20 protein-coding genes are annotated in these 18,813 nt (G+C 63.4%); 7 read left to right on the plus strand and 13 right to left on the minus strand.

The window, feature by feature from the left end; genetic code table 11:
* Nucleotides 1-27: 27 nt before the first annotated feature.
* Genes VLU25_22265 through VLU25_22275 form a run of 3 tightly spaced genes read right to left on the minus strand, consistent with a single transcriptional unit; the run spans nt 28 to nt 1,600 of the window.
* Entirely contained in the window at nt 28-321 is a 294-nt protein-coding gene (locus VLU25_22265) for a DUF721 domain-containing protein (GenBank protein ID HSR70666.1), read from the minus strand.
* On the minus strand, nt 318-1,031 hold the full coding sequence (locus VLU25_22270) for a TIGR04282 family arsenosugar biosynthesis glycosyltransferase (protein ID HSR70667.1): 714 nt from the start codon (nt 1,029-1,031) through the stop codon (nt 318-320). Before VLU25_22270 ends, VLU25_22265 begins: the two co-directional genes overlap by 4 nt.
* A 53-nt stretch (nt 1,032-1,084) precedes the next feature.
* Nucleotides 1,085-1,600 carry an HNH endonuclease gene (locus VLU25_22275; protein ID HSR70668.1) on the minus strand — a complete coding sequence of 172 codons (516 nt, stop codon included), beginning with the start codon at nt 1,598-1,600 and terminating at the stop codon, nt 1,085-1,087.
* Nucleotides 1,601-1,939: 339 nt separating this feature from the next.
* Here VLU25_22275 and VLU25_22280 point away from each other — a divergent pair, with 339 nt between their 5' ends.
* Nucleotides 1,940-2,818 carry a TonB family protein gene (locus VLU25_22280; GenBank protein ID HSR70669.1) on the plus strand — a complete coding sequence of 293 codons (879 nt, stop codon included), beginning with the start codon at nt 1,940-1,942 and terminating at the stop codon, nt 2,816-2,818.
* A 118-nt stretch (nt 2,819-2,936) separates the two neighbouring features.
* Nucleotides 2,937-4,061, plus strand: coding sequence for a signal peptidase II (gene lspA / locus VLU25_22285; protein ID HSR70670.1), 1,125 nt, complete (start codon nt 2,937-2,939; stop codon nt 4,059-4,061).
* Here lspA and VLU25_22290 read toward each other — a convergent pair.
* Nucleotides 4,058-4,588: a hypothetical protein gene (locus VLU25_22290; protein HSR70671.1), complete on the minus strand. Its 531-nt coding sequence runs from the start codon at nt 4,586-4,588 to the stop codon at nt 4,058-4,060. The genes lspA and VLU25_22290 overlap by 4 nt on opposite strands.
* Nucleotides 4,589-4,623: 35 nt before the next feature.
* Nucleotides 4,624-5,037, minus strand: coding sequence for a YtxH domain-containing protein (locus tag VLU25_22295; protein ID HSR70672.1), 414 nt, complete (start codon nt 5,035-5,037; stop codon nt 4,624-4,626).
* A gap of 147 nt (nt 5,038-5,184) precedes the next feature.
* Here VLU25_22295 and thiD point away from each other — a divergent pair, with 147 nt between their 5' ends.
* Entirely contained in the window at nt 5,185-5,991 is an 807-nt protein-coding gene (gene thiD, locus VLU25_22300; protein HSR70673.1) for a bifunctional hydroxymethylpyrimidine kinase/phosphomethylpyrimidine kinase, read from the plus strand.
* On the opposite strand, the gene VLU25_22305 is transcribed toward thiD, so the two are convergent.
* Both VLU25_22305 and VLU25_22310 read right to left on the minus strand, forming a co-directional pair.
* A complete protein-coding gene (locus tag VLU25_22305; protein HSR70674.1) occupies nt 5,985-6,953 on the minus strand; it encodes an ROK family protein in 969 nt (322 codons plus the stop codon). The genes thiD and VLU25_22305 overlap by 7 nt on opposite strands.
* 67 nt (nt 6,954-7,020) lie before the next feature.
* Complete coding sequence (locus tag VLU25_22310) at nt 7,021-8,829, minus strand: hypothetical protein (GenBank protein ID HSR70675.1); 1,809 nt, start codon at nt 8,827-8,829, stop codon at nt 7,021-7,023.
* A 75-nt stretch (nt 8,830-8,904) separates the two neighbouring features.
* On the opposite strand from VLU25_22310, the gene VLU25_22315 reads away from it, so the two are divergent.
* Nucleotides 8,905-9,558, plus strand: coding sequence for a radical SAM protein (locus VLU25_22315; protein ID HSR70676.1), 654 nt, complete (start codon nt 8,905-8,907; stop codon nt 9,556-9,558).
* A gap of 125 nt (nt 9,559-9,683) precedes the next feature.
* Entirely contained in the window at nt 9,684-10,142 is a 459-nt protein-coding gene (locus VLU25_22320; GenBank protein HSR70677.1) for a tRNA (cytidine(34)-2'-O)-methyltransferase, read from the plus strand.
* Between the two features lie 91 nt (nt 10,143-10,233).
* Here the strand turns inward: VLU25_22320 and ftcD are convergent, their stop codons facing one another.
* Nucleotides 10,234-11,154: a glutamate formimidoyltransferase gene (gene ftcD, locus VLU25_22325; GenBank protein HSR70678.1), complete on the minus strand. Its 921-nt coding sequence runs from the start codon at nt 11,152-11,154 to the stop codon at nt 10,234-10,236.
* Between the two features lie 22 nt (nt 11,155-11,176).
* Complete coding sequence (locus VLU25_22330) at nt 11,177-12,508, minus strand: hemolysin family protein (protein ID HSR70679.1); 1,332 nt, start codon at nt 12,506-12,508, stop codon at nt 11,177-11,179.
* A 59-nt stretch (nt 12,509-12,567) separates the two neighbouring features.
* Between VLU25_22330 and VLU25_22335 the strand changes: the two genes are divergently transcribed.
* Nucleotides 12,568-13,452, plus strand: coding sequence for a DUF547 domain-containing protein (locus VLU25_22335; GenBank protein ID HSR70680.1), 885 nt, complete (start codon nt 12,568-12,570; stop codon nt 13,450-13,452).
* The gene (locus VLU25_22340; protein ID HSR70681.1) at nt 13,449-13,721 is read left to right on the plus strand and encodes a hypothetical protein; all 273 of its coding nucleotides are present in this window, start codon (nt 13,449-13,451) and stop codon (nt 13,719-13,721) included. Before VLU25_22335 ends, VLU25_22340 begins: the two co-directional genes overlap by 4 nt.
* 3 nt (nt 13,722-13,724) lie before the next feature.
* On the opposite strand, the gene VLU25_22345 is transcribed toward VLU25_22340, so the two are convergent.
* From VLU25_22345 to priA, 4 genes are all read right to left on the minus strand, one after another.
* Nucleotides 13,725-14,645 (minus strand): uracil-DNA glycosylase, encoded by a 921-nt coding sequence (locus VLU25_22345; GenBank protein HSR70682.1) that lies wholly within the window; start codon nt 14,643-14,645, stop codon nt 13,725-13,727.
* Nucleotides 14,642-15,742, minus strand: a complete 1,101-nt coding sequence (locus tag VLU25_22350) for a GTP-binding protein (GenBank protein HSR70683.1) — start codon at nt 15,740-15,742, stop codon at nt 14,642-14,644. Before VLU25_22350 ends, VLU25_22345 begins: the two co-directional genes overlap by 4 nt.
* Nucleotides 15,743-15,749: 7 nt before the next feature.
* Nucleotides 15,750-16,205, minus strand: coding sequence for a M67 family metallopeptidase (locus tag VLU25_22355; protein ID HSR70684.1), 456 nt, complete (start codon nt 16,203-16,205; stop codon nt 15,750-15,752).
* 125 nt (nt 16,206-16,330) lie between these two features.
* Nucleotides 16,331-18,592 carry a primosomal protein N' gene (priA, locus tag VLU25_22360; protein HSR70685.1) on the minus strand — a complete coding sequence of 754 codons (2,262 nt, stop codon included), beginning with the start codon at nt 18,590-18,592 and terminating at the stop codon, nt 16,331-16,333.
* Nucleotides 18,593-18,813: the final 221 nt, after the last annotated feature.

Raw genomic sequence — 18,813 nt, forward strand, 5'->3', positions numbered from 1 at the left:
CGTACCTCCTGTCGTCCGGAGCGAACGCTACATTGGACGCATTTCCACTCGGATTCTTTCAATCAGCCGCTTCTGCCAGAAATCGTTGATGGAGGCCAGCAGGCGGCGCTGCAATTCGGCCTGGCAAAGCTCCTCTTTCCAGGATCTTTCGGCTACGCTCACGATCAGCGTTTTTCCTTCCAACCCTTCCGGACGGCAATGATCGGCCATCTTCGCTCCCGCCAGGTGGGGCCACATCTCTCTGAGAAAGATGAGCACCACTTCGGGGTCCCGAGAGGCCCTGTTGAGAAGGGCCGGGAAGAACGTGTTGAGCTTCTTCATGATGCCCCTTCCGGTTGGGGTTCGTTGAAGGCTCCGGTCTGCGGGCATTGGCGCAGAAAATCGGCGGTGCGCGCCGGAAAGCCTTCCTGCTCCGGGTCCAAGTGCCTCCACAGGCGCCGCAGATCTCTGCTGCGGTCGACATCGTACCACTCTTGCAGCAGGCGCACCTCGCCCGGATCCAGACGCTGCAGAGTCTGCTCCAGCACCCGCCGGCTGCCCCAATCGATTCCCCTGAAGAGGGCGGGACGGGCTTGAGCCAGTCCCAGCAGGTAGTAGCCTCCGTCGCTGGAAGGACCGATGACCACAGGGAGCCGGGCCAGGCAGCGGAAGGCCTCCCGCAGGCGGTCGAGCGGCAGGTCGGGCGAGTCGGCGCCCAGGAAGACCAGCCGCCAATAGCGCGGCGACAGGCGCCGGTAGGCGTTCTCCATGCGCTCTCCCAAGTCTTCCCCCTCTTGCAGATGAACCTTCCAGCGGCCCGAGTCTCCCCCCAGGGAAGCCACCAGCGAGCCGGCTTGAGGAGGGCTGCATCCGGCCAGAAAAAGGTGGAGAGCTACCGGCAGCCCTTCGCTTCGCTGCAGCACGTCAGCCAACAGCGCCCGGTACAGATCGAGGCATTGGCGCGCAGTGAGCAGGTCCTGCAGGCGGGTCTTGACGCGTCCCAGACGGGGATACTTGGCAAATACCATCAAGGCGTCCCGGGAGCGGTCCATGCCCGGATGATACCTGAATCGAGATGCCAAAGGCGGCGGAGGGAAGGCCGCCCCTAGGCGAAGATATAGTTGCGCCAGACCTCGGGGGCCTTCTTTTGGCTCATCATGAGCTGAAGCTTGTAAGGGAATCCCATGGGAGCCTTGGGCTTTTTAAGCAGGCGCAGACCGGCTTCGTGAGGCGTACGGTTGCCCTTGCGGCGGTTGCAGGGGACGCAGCAGGTGACGATGTTTTCCCAGCTCTTGACGCCTCCCCGCGACACCGGCACCACGTGGTCATAGGTCAGTTCGGGAGTGGCGTGGCGGCGTCCGCAGTACTGGCAGCGGTAACGGTCGCGGGCGTAGATGTTGGTCCGAGAGAACTTGACCTGGCAATGGTAGCGCTGGTGCTTGACGTAGCGACGCAGGCGCAGCACGGAGGGCAAGCGCACGGCCATGGTGACGCTGCGCACCTCGCGCTCGTATTCGGCCACGATCTCCACCTTTTCTTGAAACACCATTCGAATCGCCCTTTTCCACGAGACCACCGATAGCGGCTCGTAGGTCGAATTCAGAATCAAGATCCGATCCATAGACCTGCAATCCTCCCTCTTGGTGTCCAGTGCCAGCCTGGGTCTAAAATGCCCTCGCCACACAGAAATGGCCGCATCAAGACGCAAGCATCCCTGGGAAATTCGCCCATTAGGGTACCACAGCAAGGCGACAGGTACCTTTACCCAAACCCTGGAGGAAAAGACGCTTCACGGAAAATTCACGAGCAGCCCCTCAGAGATCGGGAAGGGGCGTTACAATGGAATCTGTAAGCCGCGGAAAGCTTATGGAAAAAGAGCCCGGAAAATCGGTGAGACTTTTAGAGTCCTCTTCCATCTCAAGGTAAGGCGGAAGCCCAGGGCAGGACTGACGAGACGCTTATGACCGATCGAATCGACCAAGAGCAGACAACAGCGGAGAAAACTCCTTTTACGGAGCAGGTGCGTGAATTCTTTCAGTGGTTGCTGGCCCTCAAGGTGACGGACGAGGAACGCCTGCTGGTCACCGACCCCGGGAATATCTACCTCGACGACATCTCCAACCGCCGGCCTATGATCGTGGCGGCTGTGCTGGCCCTGCTGGTGCACCTGATCCTGCTCGTCATCTCCCTGCCTCAGTTCAGTCAGGACCTGCTCATCGCCGATCAGCCCGTCCTCAAACTCAAGCGACTGGCCCGCCCCTCCGGCGGAGGACCTCCTAAGGTTGAGCAGGTGCAGCCCCAGGTGGAGCAGAGAGTGGCTCCCAAGCCGACTCCGGCCCCGCTGCCGATACCCGATCCCACCCCGCTGGAGCCCGACCCCATCGTTCGCGAAAACACCTTGCAGGTGAACCGCGTGGTCGACGAAATCGCCATGGACCTCAACATCGGCGACATCACCGGCCCGCCCTCGGGACGAGGACGGGGAACCACGGGGGACGGCCCCGGACCGGCCACCGGCGACGGCGCCAGCGACGGGCTGGACGGCGTCTACCGCTACGGACAAGCCGGCGTGACGCCGCCTGAAGTGCTCAAGAAACCCACTCCCGCCTACACCGACGAAGCCATCAAGGCCAAAATCCAGGGCTCCGTGATGTTGCAGGCCATCGTTTACGAAGACGGTTCGGTCGGAGGCTTCAAGGTGCTGCGGCCGCTGGGCTATGGGCTGGAGGAGCGGGCCATCGAGTCGATCTCCAACGAATGGGTTTTTCGTCCCGGCACCCACAACGGCAAGCCGGTTCCCGTGGTGGTGGTCATCGAGGTGACCTTCACGTTGCGCTGATCGGCCATGATCGGCGATGCTGCCTCGGCCTGCCCAGGCCCCTTCCAACACCGCCGCGCCCGATTTCAAGTAAGATCGCTGACCGATGCGCTGGATTGCACCCTTATGCGGAGTTCTCGTGTTTGCGGCCGACTGGGCCAGCAAGCGCTGGGCAGAGGCGCGGCTTCCGGGACGTCCGCTGGAAATACTGGACAGCTACTTCCGCCTGCGCTACGTCGAGAACGAGGGGATCGCCTTCGGACTTCTGCACGACCTCAACGCCGGTTGGAAGCCTTATCTGCTGGCGCTGGCCGCCGTGGCCGCCCTGCTGCTCGTTCTCTATTACGTGCGCACCACCCCGGCGGGGGAACGGTTTCTATTCGCCGCTTTCGGACTGCTGCTGGGCGGCATCGCCGGCAACTTTTACGACCGCCTGGCCCACGGCTCGGTGGTGGACTTCCTGGAGCTGCACTGGCGCGACACTTATTACTGGCCCACCTTCAACGTAGCCGACGCGGCTATCACCTGCGGTGTGGCCATGATCCTTCTCCACACCTTCCTGGCCCCTGCCGGCTCCCGCAGCGAAGACGCTCGGGAGTCCCAGGCCGGGGCGGGACGCGGCGTCTGGCTGCTGCCGCTGGTCCTGTTGGCGGCCCCCGCCTCGTTGCGGGCCGCTCCCCAAGCGGGCGGACCCGAGGACCTGGTCATGCAGGTGCAGCAACGCTATCGCGAGATCGAGGGGTTCTCGGCCCGCTTCCGCCAAGTCACCGACGACCGCGGCCTCATTCAGGAAGAAAGCGGCCTGATGGTGATGAAGAAGCCCGACAAGATGTACTGGGAATATCAGGATCCCTACGAGAAGTACTTCGTCAGCGACGGCGAGAAGAGCTACTTCTACGATGTCGGCCAACAGCAGGTCATCGTCTCAGACCTCGACTTGCAGACCCAGGACACGCCTTTGCTCTTCTTGCTGGGCCAAGGGAGCCTGGCGAACCAATTCGACGCTCGCTGGGCTGAGCCGGATCCGCTGCTGCAAGAGGGCCACCGAGTGATCCGCCTGACACCCCGGCAGGCGCGCGAAGACTTCGAGTACCTGTTGATGGAAGTCGACCCGGAGAGCCGCCTGATCCACCGCTTGGCAGTCATCGACCCTCTCGGTTCCCGAACCGATTACTTACTGTCTGACTTGGAAATCAATCCCGATGTGCCCCGGCGCCGTTTTCGCTTCCGTATTCCCAAGGGCGTGGAGACCATCGAGCGCTAAATGAAGAGTTCTTCTTCCTGCCGCCCCATATCGGGTTCTTGATTGCCGCCCCGGTTGAAAAGGTAGGCCAATCCGGAGCGCAGCCCTTTGACGATAGCGGTGATCTCGGCGGCAGGGCGCAGGATGTCGCGCTGGATGACGTCGGTCGTCTGCTCGAACTTCTGCACCGTGTCGGTCACCACGTAATCGAGTTTTGAAGCTTGCTTGCGCCCGATTTCGAGGAGTTCTTCGGTGAACTCGTTGAAATCGCGGGTGCGTTGGGTCAGGCGGTCGGAGATCTCCTCCAGGTTGTTGCTGAGGTTGTCGGAAAGCTCGCTGAGCGGCTTCAGGTTGTCCACAACTTCATTGAGCTTGCCGGTCAGGTTCTCGACGTCGCCTTCCAGCTTTTTGGAGCGTGATTCCAGCCGCCCGGCCAGACGTTTCATGGTGCGTGAGGCTTGCAGCAAGAGGATGGCCTGCACCACCAGCGCCACGGCGCAGCCGGCGGCGAAAATCACCAGCAGCAGGTTGAGAGTCTCAGTATCCACTTCAAGGCCTTTCCAGAACCGTAGCTATGACCCGATCAGGCATTCTCGGGCTTAGGGGCGGACTCCTTTTTTTCTTCGAACTTGCGGCGTTCTTCCTGGTAGGCTTCTTTGCCGGCCTCGACGGCGCGGGAAAGCTGGTCCTTTTGGGTCTTCACCGCTTCACGTCCCCGCTCGACGGCGCCATGGACGCGGTCGCTCACCTCGCGCGACTTCTGGCCGACTTTCTCGCGGCCCTCTTGAATGGCCTTATCGACATACTCACGGCCCTCACGGACCTTGCCCGAAACGTATTCGCGGCCTTCACCGAATTTCTCTTGGCCTTCGCGGTATTTGTCGCCCAAATAGCGTCTGGTTTCTTCTCCTGATTTGGGAGCGAAAAGCAGCGCCACCGAGGCGCCCACAAAACCGCCCACCAAGAAGTAAAGCACTTTATCTCCATTGGAAGCCATATTCGTTCCTCCTTGTTGAGTCAGAGCGCACCGGAACGGCGCCTCTACTCCTTCTACGTTACCACACAAGCGGGGTTGCTGGAAAAGCCCTAGCGACTGAGGGCCAAGGGTTTAGCGCCCCTGAGGGAAGACGATATACTGCTGCTCATGAATATCGCGCGCAGCCTCACCATCGCCGGCTCCGACAGCGGCGGATGCGCCGGCATTCAGGCCGATCTGAAGACCTTCGGCGCGCTGAGGACGCACGGCATGAGCGTGATCACCTCCGTCACCGCGCAGGATACCCGGCGCGTCCACCGGGTGGACGACCTGCCGGCGGAAAGCGTGGAGGCCCAGATCCGAGCCGTAGTGGAGGACATCGGGGTCGATGCGGTCAAAACCGGGATGCTCTCCAACCGTCCCATCATTGAAACGGTAGCCCGCTTGGCGCGGGAATACGCCTGGGACAAACTGGTGGTCGATCCGGTCATGATCTCCAGCGGCGGCGACCCCTTGATCCGTCCGCAGGCCGTGCGGGTCCTCAAGCAGGACCTGCTGCCGCGAGCCTTGCTGGTGACTCCCAACCTGGCCGAGGCTGAAGCCCTCTCGGGCATAGCCGTAAGCAGCCGGAAGCGATTGCAGGAGGCGGCTGAGGCGATCCTGGAGATGGGGCCCAAAGCGGTTCTCATCAAGGGCGGACACGGGGATGGAAGCCTCTCGGTCGATTGGCACTTCTGGGACGGCGGCAGCCGCCAGTACTCGGCTCCCCGCGTCAACACTCCCAACACTCACGGCAGCGGATGCACCCTGTCGGCCGCCGTGACCGCTCTGCTGGCCCGCGGACTGGACTTGCCGCAGGCGCTGCAAGAAGCCAAAAACTACGTGACGCGGGCCCTGCGCCGCTCCCTCGACGTGGGGCGTGGACGCGGTCCGCTGGGCCATTTTCAGGCCCTGGACGAGGCCCCTGATCAGTGAGCGTCCCGTTGCCCGCCGCGGGCCCGTCCGGCGGCGCCCACCAGTCCCGCCAGGTCGCCCAGTGTGCCGCGCAGGACCTTGGTTTCCTGGGCAATGCCCGAAAAGGCCAGGTCCTTCAGATATTTCTCCATGGCGGGCTGAAGGAGGTCCCAGGCGTTGGCCACCGAGCCCATGATGACGACGGCCTGGGGATTGAGGATGTTGAAGATGTTGTTGATGCCGACCGCCAGGTAGTAGCCGGTCTTGTCGAAAATCCGCCGGGCCAGTTCATCGCCCTCCTGGGCGGCTTGGTAAACGGCCCGCGAGTCGAGATGCTCGAGTTGCTGAGCCAGCACTGATTCGGCTCCCGCCTCGATGGCTTCGCGGGTGCGCTGGCGGATGGCGGTGGCGGAAGCGTAGGCTTCCAGGCAGCCCGGATTGCCGCATCCGCATAGGCGTCCGTCCACCTTGATCGACATGTGCCCTATATGGCCGGCCAGCCCCCTGAATCCGTGCAGGACTCTGTTGCCGATAATCACTCCGCCTCCCACCCCGGTGCCCAGAGTCAGCCCCACCACGTCTTCATAAGGACGGGCGGCTCCCGTCCACCACTCGCCGTAGGTGGCGGCGATGGCGTCGCCTTCGAGCACCACGGGCAGGTCGAGGCGCTCAGACAGCATGTCGCGGAGGGGGACGTCCTCCCACTTCAGGTTGGGAGTTTCGACGATGCGTCCGGAGGAGAAGTCGAGGGGACCTGGAGAGGCGATTCCCACCCGCTCCACCTGGGAGGGAGCGATGTCGTTCTGCTCCAACATGGCGAGCACGCGCCGGGCCATCTCCGCGATGACGCCTTGGGGCCCCCGCTGGCCTCGAGTGGGATAGTTTTCCCACGTCAGGATGTTCCCCGAGGAGTCGAGCAGGCCGGAGGTGATGGTCGTCCCGCCCAGGTCGATACCGAGGTAGAGTGGTGAGTCGCTAACCATCAAGCGCTCCATTTTGCAGGATCACAGAGCCGGCGTAAAGTTGGGGCCCCGCGGGCTGGATGAAGGCTCAGAGCTTCTTGTGGGGGACATAAGAAGGCGACTTCGGCGACGATTCCCCGGCCTTGTCGGCCTCCTTCTTGGCCGGCCGCGCCGGCCGGCGCGAGGCGCTTGGACGCACCACCGAGGGGCGCCGGGAGCGCAGGAAGAGAACCGGCAGCATGAGCAGGATGCCCAAGGCCGCTCCGGCCAGCAGCCAGAGCAGGCTGAAGGGTTGCCCGCTCAGCGAGAGGAGCCCTCCCGCGCCCATCTGAAAGGTCTGTTGTCCCAAGGCCACGGGGCGCCCGTCCACCGTCTCCAGATTGACGGTCAGCACCGCCTGGACGGCTTCCTCCAGCGAACCGGTGAAATTGAACTTCCATTCGGCGCTCTCGCGGGGAGCCACGCTTTGCCTCCTCTCGCCTTCGGCCAGGGTGGCCGTCAAGGAGGGGGAGGAGGTGGAAAAGTCGGCGGCCACCGTCAGCTTCTCGCCCAAGGCGCCGTAGAGGCGGCGCTCCTCCTCGTCGAAGGCCACCAGGTTGGGAGAGTCCACGCTGACCCGCACGGCATAGAGGCGGCCCGCCTCCTCGGGCTCTTCCATCTCGAAGCGTGCCAGTTTGTGCTCGTTGAGGAAGAGATCGCGGACGACGGGGCCTTGGCCGGAAAGGCTCTCTGCCACGGCCTTCCAGGACAGGGCTTTGCTCAGGGCGGCGGCTGTGTCGAAGGACTCCACGGCGTTGCTGGCCTCGACGTAGCGCGAATTGAGGCTGTTCTTGTCAGAGGTCAGGTCGCGCAGATTGTTCTGCAGGCGATTGCGCTCGCGGCGGGTCGCGGCCAGTTCCCGGCTCAGCCGGTCGGCTTCTTCAGTCTTGGTGGCCAGCTCGCTGCCGACCGTTTTCACCTCCTGGTCGAGGCGGTCGCGTTCCGCCTTGAGGTTATCGACGGTCTCGTTGAGCTGGGAGAGGGAGCGGCTCAAGTCGGCGTTGGTGTTGGTCCGCACGTCCAGCGAGTCGGCCAGTTCTTCCATCTGGTCTTTGTAGCGCTGGTTGCTGTCACGCAGCCTTCGCAGCTCGCTTTCCATTTGGTCGTTGCGCCGCAGAAGCTCGTCGCGCTCGGTCTTGAGTTCGTCGACCGAGGCTTCGCTGGAACTCAGGTCCTGGCGCAGACTGCGCAACTGAGACTCGGCTTGTTGGCGCCGCCGGCTCTCGTCCGCGAGCTCCGAACGGACTTGCTCAAGCTGCTGTTCGGCCCGCTCGGCCCGCTGCTTGGCCCTCTGCACGTCGGGAATTTCGTCGCTCACGGCATTGATGACGAAGCCCCGGTCAGACTCGGTGGTTTCCGCCATCTCGCCCATCACGCGGGTGAACTCGCGGCGCAGGTAGGCTCTTTTGGCCTCCGCGATCTCGCTGTTGCTCATGGCCGTGGTGAAGGTCTCGTTCAGGGCGTCCTCGAAGTTTTCCTGCTGAGCGAAGTCGTCCGAAAGCTGGACGGGGAAGCGGTAGACCAACTGGTTTTCCCGCGACAAGTCTATCGATGCGATCTCGAAGCGGATCTCCTGGCCTCCGAACTCGACCTTGACCACCCGCACCTGCTCGCCCACTTTGAACACCAAGCGGTTGTTGGCGGTGTCGTAGGGAGTGAGCCCTCCCTGCCTCACCATGACTTCATAACGCGCCCCGTAGAGCGGCATCTTGAGGAAGAAAGTCTTGTTCAAGTACCGGCTGCGGTAGCGGTCCTGGACGGCGTCGCGGACGCCGGCCTGCAAAGGGGGTGCGGCCGCCCCCGCGGCAGTCACAAGAAGAACGGTTAGTGCGGCAAGCTTGCGGCGAAAAGAGTTCATGGCCCGGCCAACTCCTGTATGCAGTCGAGAGTGAAATCTTAGCATGTTCACGCTGGTTGCTATACTGAAGGGGCTTTGCCTGATAAGGATGCGACGCTGCGCGTCAACGAGATTTTCTTCAGCATTCAGGGCGAGTCGAGCTATGCCGGACGCCCTTGCAGCTTCGTGCGTCTAACCGGCTGCAACCTGCGCTGCGTGTGGTGCGACACCGAGTATGCCTTCTATGAGGGACGCGAGATGGGGCTGGAGGAGATCATCGCTCAGGTTGAGGGCCACGGCTGCCGGCTGGTGGAAGTGACGGGAGGAGAACCGCTGCTGCAAGGCAACGTCCACCGGCTCATCGAGCGGCTGTTGGACTCGGGCAAGCAGGTGCTGGTGGAGACCGGCGGCGGAGTCGACATCTCCTCCGTCCATCCTCAGGCCGTGCTGATTTACGACGTCAAGTGCCCCGACAGCGGCATGGCCGCCAAGAACCGCTGGGAGAACCTCGATCTGCTGCGTCCTCAGGACGAGATCAAGTTCGTGCTGGCCTCGCGCCGCGACTATGAGTGGGCCCGCCAGTTGGTGCGCCAGCGGGGGCTGGCCGAGCGCCACGCCATCCATTTCTCGCCCGTCTGGGATGGATTGCCTCCCGCTCTTCTGGCCGACTGGATTCTCCAGGACGGCCTGCCGGTGCGGATGCAGTTGCAGGTGCACAAGGTGCTGTGGGGCGACGTGCCGGGACGCTAGGCTGCGCAACTGCCAAACTCCAACGTCCCAAATCGCAATCGGCGGGGGACAGTATCCGGGTTGAAGCCTATTATGGCCGCGGCGCCTTGGAGGTTGGTTGTTGGTTCTTGGAAGTTGCGTAGCCCATGCGAATTGCCCTGGTTCATCCTCAAATCCCGCCCAATACCGGCAATGTGGCCCGCCTTTGCGCCGCCACCCGGACGCCTCTGCACCTGGTGCGTCCGCTTGGATTCAAGATCAGCGACCGTCACCTCAAGAGGGCCGGGCTGGACTACTGGGAGTTTCTTGATCTCATCGTCCATGACGATCTGGAATCGTTCCTGGCGGCGGTCCCCGAAACATCGCTGGCGTTCTTTTCCAAGAAGGCCGGGCCCAGCTATGTCAGGGCCGATTTGAGCGGCGACGTGACCCTCGTGTTCGGCTCCGAGACTGAGGGGCTGCCCCGGGAGCTCTGGGATCGTTTTGGCCGGCGTTTTTGGCGCATTCCACTGCTGCATCCGGGCGTACGCAGCCTCAACCTGTCGAGTGCGGTGGCGGCGGCCGCCTACGAAGCCCTGCGCCAGCAGAAACGCCTGAACTCCTAGGGCCACCAGGTGGCCAACAAGTCCACACACGAATCAAGTTTCAGCGACCGCGCTAAAGGCCTCATCGCTCTCGGCGGTATGAGGCTGCTCGCTATTCTTGGCGGGAGCCGAGGATGACTTCGGCGATGCGCTTTTCAATCAGCCGGGAGGGGGTGAAGTCGAGCAGCTTCATGTGTTCGGCGTCGCCCTCGGCCAGGGCGGCGGAAGGGATGAGGCCCACCAGTTCGCTGCTCTCGGCCTCCGTGCCCATCTCGGCGGCCAGCCGTTGGACTTGGTCGAAGGCCGCACGCGGGGTGGTTTGGGCGAAATCGTAGAGGTTCATGGAGACCTGCACCCGCTTGCGGGCGGCGATGTGCAGTCCCAACGCCTGCACTCCGGGCGGTCCGCCGTCGCGGGTGCGGATACGGGCGGCGATGGCCCGTGCGACATCCATGGAGGCGTCTTTCAGGTAGACGTTGAAAGCGATAAGCAGCGCGCGCGCCCCGATGCAGACGGCTCCGCCGGAAGGGTGGATTCGATCGGGCCCGAAATCGGGCCGGCGTCCGGGACGGCTGGAGATCTCTTCCCGCAGCGACTCGAATCCGCCCTGACGGATGGGGGCCAGAAAGCGGCGGTCGGGACGCTGAGCGGCCGCTCCGTAGAGGTAGACGGGCAGTTTGTAGGCTTCGGCCGTCCGTTGGGCCAGTTGGCGGGCCTGGGTCACGCATTGATCGAGCAGCACGCCGCGCAGGGGGACCAGTGGGATGACGTCGGCAGCTCCGATTCTGGGGTGGACGCCCTTGTGCTGGCGCAGGTCGATTCGCTTGAGGGCTTCGCCGATGAGTCCCAAAGCGGCCTCCGTCACGACCTCAGGAAGGGCGGCCAGCGTAATCACCGAACGGTTGTGGTCTGCGTCCGAGGAGATGTCGAGCAGCCAACTGGCCTCCTCGATCTCGGCGGCGGCGGCCACGGCCCGCACCAGCTCGGCGTTCCGCCCCTCGCTGACGTTGGCCACGCACTCTACCAGCCTCATGGGCAGGCCCCGCGGCCAAGAATCAGTTGTCATGGGCCGGCTCCGGCTCCCGTTCGAAGCGCAAGTCTGTGATTTGGAATCCTTTAATGCCCAGCACCCGCACCTTGAAACGTCCGCCGACTACGACTTCGTCGCCGACTTCCGCGGTGCGTCCCAGCAGCATCAGCACGTGGCCGGCGACGGTGTCGTTTTCGTCGTCGGCCAAGTCCAGGCCCAGCTCCTCTTCCAGCTCTGAGAGCAGGGTTCGTCCGTGCACCAGATAGACGTCGCGGTCGATGGGTCGGATGTCGGGGGCGGGAGCGGCGGGATCGAACTCGTCCTGTATTTCGCCCACCAGTTCTTCCAGGATGTCCTCCAAAGTGACGATGCCGACGGTGGATCCGTACTCGTCGACCGCCACCGCCAGGTGGGTGCGGGTGCGGCGGAACTCGGGCAGCAGCGACTTGATGGGCTTGCTGTCGGGCACGAAGTGGACGGGCCTGCGGGCCATCGAGAGTTCGAAGTCTTCCCCCAGTTCGCGCATCATCCAGAACATGTCCTTGGTGTGGATCACGCCTTTGACGCTCTCCAGGGAGCCGTCGCAGAGCAGGTAGCGGGTGTGTTTGCGGTCGCGGGCCAGGGCCAGGTTTTCGTCCAGCGACTTTTGGGCGTCGAGAAAGACCACCTCGGGTGAAGGCACCATGACCTGCCGCACCGAGCGGTCGGAGAAAGAAAGAACCCGCTCCAGCAGTTTGCGCTCGTCGCCCTCCAGGATGCCCTCCTTGTGGGAATGGGCCAGGATCATCTTCAGCTCTTCTTCAGAATGGGCTTCTTCTTGCTCTCCTGCCGGAGTGACGCCGATGGAGCGCAGCAGCACGTTGGCCGTGCCGTTGAGGCTCCAGATGAAGGGATAGGTGAGCTTGTAGAAGAAATGCATCAGCCCCGAACCCCACAGCAGGACGGGTTCGGCCCGCTGGATGGCCAGCGACTTGGGGGCAAGTTCACCCAGGACGATATGGAGAAAGGTGATGAGCATGAAGGCCCCCACGGCTGCCACCGAGTGAGAAAAGGCCGCTCCCCACGGTCCCAGGGCCTGTACGACGGGTTCGAAAAGACGGGCGAAGGCGGGCTCGCCGATCCATCCCAATCCCAGGCTGGCCAGGGTGATGCCCAGTTGGGTGGCGGAAAGATACTCGTCCATGTTGTCGATCATTCGCCGAGCGCTGGCGGCTCTTCTGCGTCCCTGATGGATCATTTCCTGAATCCGCGTCCGGCGCACCTTGACGATGGCGAACTCGGAAGCCACGAAGTATCCATTGAGGAAGACCAGAAAGAGGGCGATGGCGATCAGCAGCCATTGGTCCACTTCATCCATGATTCCCTCATCTTATAGCATGAAGGGACCGGCAAACGGTCCCCCGCTATAATGGGGGCATGCTTGGACACGGCGCCGGAAAGGCGCGCCGCGGTACAGCCCGGCGGACTCTGGGGACGGTTGCTTTGGCGGCCTGGGCGGCGCTGCATCTGGCACCGTCACTTCCAACGGGATGCAGCCAGCCGTCCGCACAGCCGGCGGGTTCAGCGGCCGCCTTCGATCATGCCCATCCGGTCTGGCAGCAGGTGCTGCAAGAACACGTTTCTCCCCAGGGGCGCAGCACCGTCTTCGACTACCGGGCCCTGAGCAGCCGCCGCTCCCGCTTCGACGCTTACCTCGAGCAGCTCTCCTCCGTCACCCGCCACAAGTTCCAGAGCTGGAGCGAAGCCCGGCAATTGGCTTTTCTCATCAACGCCTACAACGCTTTCACGGTGGAATGGATTGTGCGTCATTGGCCGGTGGGGTCGATCCGCGATACGGCGGACAACCCCTGGGCGGTGGAGTTCATCCACCTGCTGGGGGATCGGTGCTCGCTGGATCAGATCGAGCACCAGATGATCCGTCCCGTCTATGAGGAGCCGCTCGTTCATTTCGCCGTCAACTGCGCTTCGGTCGGCTGTCCGGCGCTGAGGAAGGAAGCATACACGGCCGAGAGGCTGGACGGGCAGCTTGAGGATGCGGCCCGCTCCTTCCTGCGCGACCGGCAGCAAAACCGAATCGAGGGGGACGTCCTCTACCTGTCGTCTCTTTTCAAGTGGTACTCTGAGGACTTCGAGAAACGCTACGGAGGCGTGCTGCCTTTCGTGGCCGAACGCATCACGGACGAGGCCGAGGCGGCCCGGCGCATCCGCCAGGGACAGTTGGAAGTGCGCTACGTCGACTACGACTGGTCTCTCAACGCTCCTGCCCAGGCCTCCTCCTCCAGCCCGGAGAGGCGCCCATGAGCGATGACGATTTCGTGCAGTTCAAACTCACCTACGACCCGGCCCAAATCGCCGTCCTCAAGTCGGTGCTGGAAGATCAGGAGATTCCCTACTTCGTGCAAGGCGAGAACTTCGCCACGCTCTATCCCACCACCCCTTTCTTGAGCGGCTTCCGTCTCAGAGTCCACAAGCAGAATGAGGCGCGGGTTCGGGAGCTTCTCGACAAGCTGGTGGAAGAGATCGAGCCTCTGGACGAAGAGGCGATGGACGAGGACGAAGGCTCCGCCTGAGGGTCAGGAGCGCTCGGCGTAGTAGAGGCTGCCCGATTCCTTGAGCTTGCTGCGGACGGCCTGCATGTCCTCCCACACCGGACGCTTGCCGCTGGGATTGCGCAGCAGGTAGGAGGGGTGGAAAGTGGGCATGAGGGGGATGCCGTGGAAGTCGTGGAAGCGTCCTCTCAGCGACGAGATGGGCGTTTCGGTCTGCAGCAGCGTCTGGGCGGCATAGCGTCCCAAGGCCACGATCACCAGCGGCTCGACGGCCTGGATCTGTTTGTAGAGGAAGGGACCGCACTGCTCTACTTCCTCAGGCAGCGGGTCGCGGTTGTCGGGAGGGCGGCACTTGAGGATGTTGGCCACGTAGACCTGGTCGCGGTAGAGATCGATGGCCCGGATGATCTTGCTCAGCAGCTTGCCGGCGGCGCCCACGAAGGGCAAGCCCAATTCGTCCTCTTCAGATCCCGGCGCTTCACCCACGAAGAGCAGGTCGGCCGATGGATCCCCGACGCCGAAGACAAGCTGAGTGCGTGTCTGGGAGAGAGGGCAGCGCGTGCAGTCCCCCAGGATACGGCGCACTTCTTCCATCTCGATGGGTTCGGCGGGCAGTTCGGGTACGGAGGTAAACATAGACATGGAATCCTCGCTGAGGGAAGGGGCTTTCTCCTGCGCTGATGAGGCTTGGGCCGATGAGGTCCGGGGCGGCGAGGCCGCAGGGCCGGTCGGCTTGTCTGCGGCCTCGAAGAGGTCGGCTTGGCCCTCCTCCTGTTGGGGGGGAAGGGCATCGAGAAAGGCGGGATCGGCGGCCTGGTCTTCCCAGGGGGCGACCAGATCGCCCCGGGAACTGCTTTTCGTGGCCGACGCCCCCGGCGCAGGGATTCGCAGGTGGGTGACGCCCAACTCGGCGAAGAACTCCAGGTGGTCGGCCAGTTCCTTCATGGGCTCGTTTCTCCGGGGGCGTTGGGCAGGGGTTCCCAGGGCGCCAGGTTGCCGGTTCTCAGCACTTCCCGGGTGCTTTCGAAGTAGCGTACGGCCAGCCGTCCCATCAGGTAAGTGAAGCTTCCGCCCAGCATGACTCCGATGAGTTTCTTTTGACGCGGATACTTCTGGCGCAACTTATGTCCCATCTGGCGGGCCAGAATCCCGGCCGTCAGCATGGGAAGCAGCTCGCGCGCCCGATCCCGGTTGAGTTCGCATCCGAAGGCCCGGGCGATCCTGAGGATCATAGCCGTCTGAATGGCCGCGTTGGGCAGCAGGTCGCTGACCGGAATGGGAACGATGCCTACCAGACCGACCGCGAAAGCGGCCTGAGTAATGATGCCCCGGCATAGCGTGCTGCGGAACTCGGGAAAGCTCTGCGCCAGCGGGTAAAGCGCCTTGGGACAAGCGGTGACCATGGCCTTGAGCAGGTTGTCGAGGGTGGAGGGGTCGTAAACCGAGGTGGAAAAGACGCTGCTGCGCAGGACGCTCTTGGCCTCTTTGACACGATCTCCAGCATTGTCGACCAGGTCGATCTTGTTGAGGACGACCAGGATGGGCTTGTCCAGCTCGCGCAGTTTCTCGAGGATCTGCTGGGTCAGGTCGGAAACGCCATAGCGGGCGTCCAGCACCAGCACGATCAGGTCGGCTTCGGCCATCTCGGGCGGGGTGCGGTCGCTGCCGTAGCCCAGGAATTCCTCCAGTCCCGGCGTTTCCACCACCGTGAAGATGGGATCGGCGTCGCGGGCTTTCTTCTGCAGGATGGCGCCGAGCAGGGAGGTCTTGCCGGTCTGAGAAGGTCCGGTGACGGCGATCTGAACCAGTCGCTCCGACTGGATGTCTTTCCACTGGGCCCGAACCACCTCCAGGATCTTCTGCATGTTGTCGCCCTCTTCGGGCAACGTATCGATCACTTGCTTGAGGCGGTAGCGGAACTCCTCGGGGAAGAATACCAGGGCCTGGTCGAGAAACTCCAGCAGCCGCGGTGGTGCGTCTTGGCGCAGCTTGGCGAAGACGTCGATTTCGTGGGGCAGCCTGCGTTCGGTCGTTTGGTGCATGCTTGGATCACCTTCCCAGGCGGGATGAACGCTCCCGCCGGTAGTTCACTTCTCGGAATCCCATTCTAACCCATCGCCAACAGCGTATCGAGGGCGGCTCCTGAGCCAGCGAAATGATCCAGTAGGTTGCTTCCGGGTAGCGAAACTCGTCGATGTCGAGCTGGGAAGGGACAGCCGGGGAAGCGGGATGGGAATGGTAGATCCCCATCAGGCGGCGCGGGGACCCCCGCAGTTGGCGGAAGAAGTTGAAGAGGTCTTGGGGGGCCACTTCGAAGCGGGTGGGCGAGGCCGCCGCGTTGGTCATGGGGACGGCTTGATCGATGCGGCCGTCCCTTCCCGTCAGAAATCCGCAGCACTCCAAAGGCGCCTGTTGCCGGGCCTGCCCCACCATCAGATCGAGCACGTCCGTGCAAATGGCCACGTCTTCCGGCTCCAAACCTTTCCCTCCCTGATCCGCGCTCATCCGCTTCTCCAAGCTACCAGTAAGACCAGCCAATGCCGTCCTTCCAAACTGGACGCTCCATCCCAAGCCGGGTGGAAGCGCCTCCCCGCGGCCCTCCTACGCCAAGGCTATAGAGGGCCTGCCGCCTACAGCAAGGTGAGCGGATCAATGTCAATAGTGACCTTGCGCAGGTTGACCTGGCGTTCCGTCTGTAACTCTTCCACCGCCTGGCGCAGCACCTGGTGCAGCTCCATGCGGCTGGTGGTCTTGACCAAGATCTGAAAACGGTACTCTTCGCGCAGCCTCTCCAAAGCCGCCGGTGCCGGTCCCATGATACGCATGTGCTGCGAGGTGGAGAGCTGGTCGCGGAACGCTTTCAGCTTATCGGCCACCTGACGGGCCATCTTCGCCACCTCCTCCCGGTCGCGGTCTTGCAGCAGCAGGTTGGCCAGAATGCTGAAGGGAGGATAGCGGAAGCGGCTGCGGAAACCCGCCTCCTGAGCGTAGAAGGTTGGGTAGTCCTGGGCTCCGGCATAGCGCAGGGCGTAGTGGTTGGGGTAGTAGGTCTGGATGATGACTTCTCCCGGCTGTTCGCCGCGTCCGGCCCGTCCGGCCACCTGGGTGAGCAACTGAAAGGTGCGTTCGGCGGCCCGGAAATCGGCCAGGCGGAGGGCCTGATCGGCCGCCAGCACGCCCACCAGCGTGACCTGGGGAAAGTCGTGGCCCTTGGCGATCATCTGGGTACCCACCAGGATGTTGGTGCGTCCTGAAGCGAAGTTGCCCAGGATGCGGTCATAGGCGCCCTTGCGCCGGACGGCGTCGCGGTCAAGGCGGTCGATTTCGGCTTCCGGGAAGCGCCTTTGCAGGATTTCCTGAATCTTCTCGGTGCCTTCCCCCAGGTAGAAAATGTACTCTTTGCCGCATTCCCGGCACTTGTCGGGCACCCGCCGCGAGAACCCGCAATAGTGGCACATGAGCCGGTGCTGAACCTGGTGATAGGTGAGAGAGATGCTGCAGTTCTTGCACTGCTCGGTGTGCCCGCAACTGCGGCACAGCACCACCGGCGTGTAGCCGCGGCGGTTGATGAGCATGAGGACCTGCTGCTGGTTGTCGAGGCGCCGGCGGATGGCCAGGTCGAGGGGGTCGGAGAGAACCAGTCCGGGGCCGTGCTTCTCGAATTCGCGTCGCATGTCGACGATGCGCACCTGGGGCAGAGGACGCTCCATGACCCGCTTCTGGAGGCTCTGGAAGCGGTATTTGTCGCCCTGCTGAGCCTGGTAGTAGGTCTCCATCTGAGGCGTGGCGCTGCCCACCACCAGCAGGGCGCTCTCGAGCTGGCAGCGCTTGTAGGCTGTTTCGCGGGCATGGTAACGGGGGAAGTCGTCCTGCTTGTAGGAGCCGTCGTGCTCTTCGTCGATAATGACGATGCCCAGCTTGCGCACGGGGGCGAAGACGGCTGAGCGCGTCCCCAGAACAACCCGCGAGCGGCCCTCCTGCACCCGCCGCCACTGGTCGAATCGTTCGCCCTCGCTGAGGGCCGAATGGAGGATCGCCACCTGATCGCCGAACCATCCGCGGAAAGCCCGCGCGGCTTGAGGGGTGAGTCCGATTTCAGGAACCAGCATGAGGGCCGAGAGGCCTTGCTCGAGAACGCTCTGGATGGCGTTGAGATAGATCTCGGTCTTGCCGCTTCCCGTCACGCCGTGCACCAGGAGGGCGGAGAAGCGCCGCTCTTTCAGCAATAGGCCGATGGTATCCAGGACGCGGGCCTGCTCCTGGTTGAGGCGGTGGCGCACCACCGGTTGGTGGCGGTAGAGGCGTCCGTAGTCCTTCCAGGGCGAGCGCTTGATCTCGACGTCGCCGATGCGCAGGGCCTTCTTTTTAGCCAGCGCCCGCAGCACCGCTTCGCTGAGCCCCGTCTCGCGGCTGAAGGTGGTGAGCAGCACGGGCAGTTCCACCTCGCTCAGCAATTCCCAGGCCTGGGCCTGTTTTTCGGTCAGGTCAGGCGGACGCGAAGCCAGCTCCACCACTCCCAGTTGCTTGCGCACCGGCCAGAAACGGCGGGCCGGACCGTCATCGGCGCGTTTGAGCAGGAGTCCGGGAGGCAGCATGACGCGGAAGGCTTCGCCGGGCGGCGAGAAGTAGTAGGCGGCGATCCAGCGTCCCACTTCGATCAGTCCCGGCAGCACCACGGGTTCTTCGTCCAGCACCTCGACGATCTCTTTGAGCTCGGTGCCCTCGGGCGGCTGGGGATCGCAGGCCAGCACCAGTCCCACCAGCTTGCGGCTGCGGAAGGGAACCACCGCCCGCATTCCCGCCTGCACCTTGTCTCTCCAGTACTCGGGCACCCGGTAGGTAAAGGTGCTGAAGATCGGAAACGGAACCGCCACTTCCACCAACTCGGCCATCCCCTCATCTTACGCCCCAGGTGGGACAAACAGCCTTTCTGAGCCACCCTGCGGCGTTATCCCACGCTTTCAGCGTTGGCACCTTTGCCGTCTGAAACCCAGGGTGGCGCCGCCGTCTCGCTTGCGCTCGCCGGGGCTGACCCTGGGCTGGCGAATCGCTCGCCTTCAGCGAGCCCGGACTTGACTTCCAACACTGTCGCTGGGGTGGCGAATCGCTCGCC

The sequence above is a fragment of the Acidobacteriota bacterium genome (assembly GCA_035471785.1).
Taxonomy (GTDB): Bacteria; Acidobacteriota; UBA6911; order RPQK01; family DATIPO01; genus JANQFM01.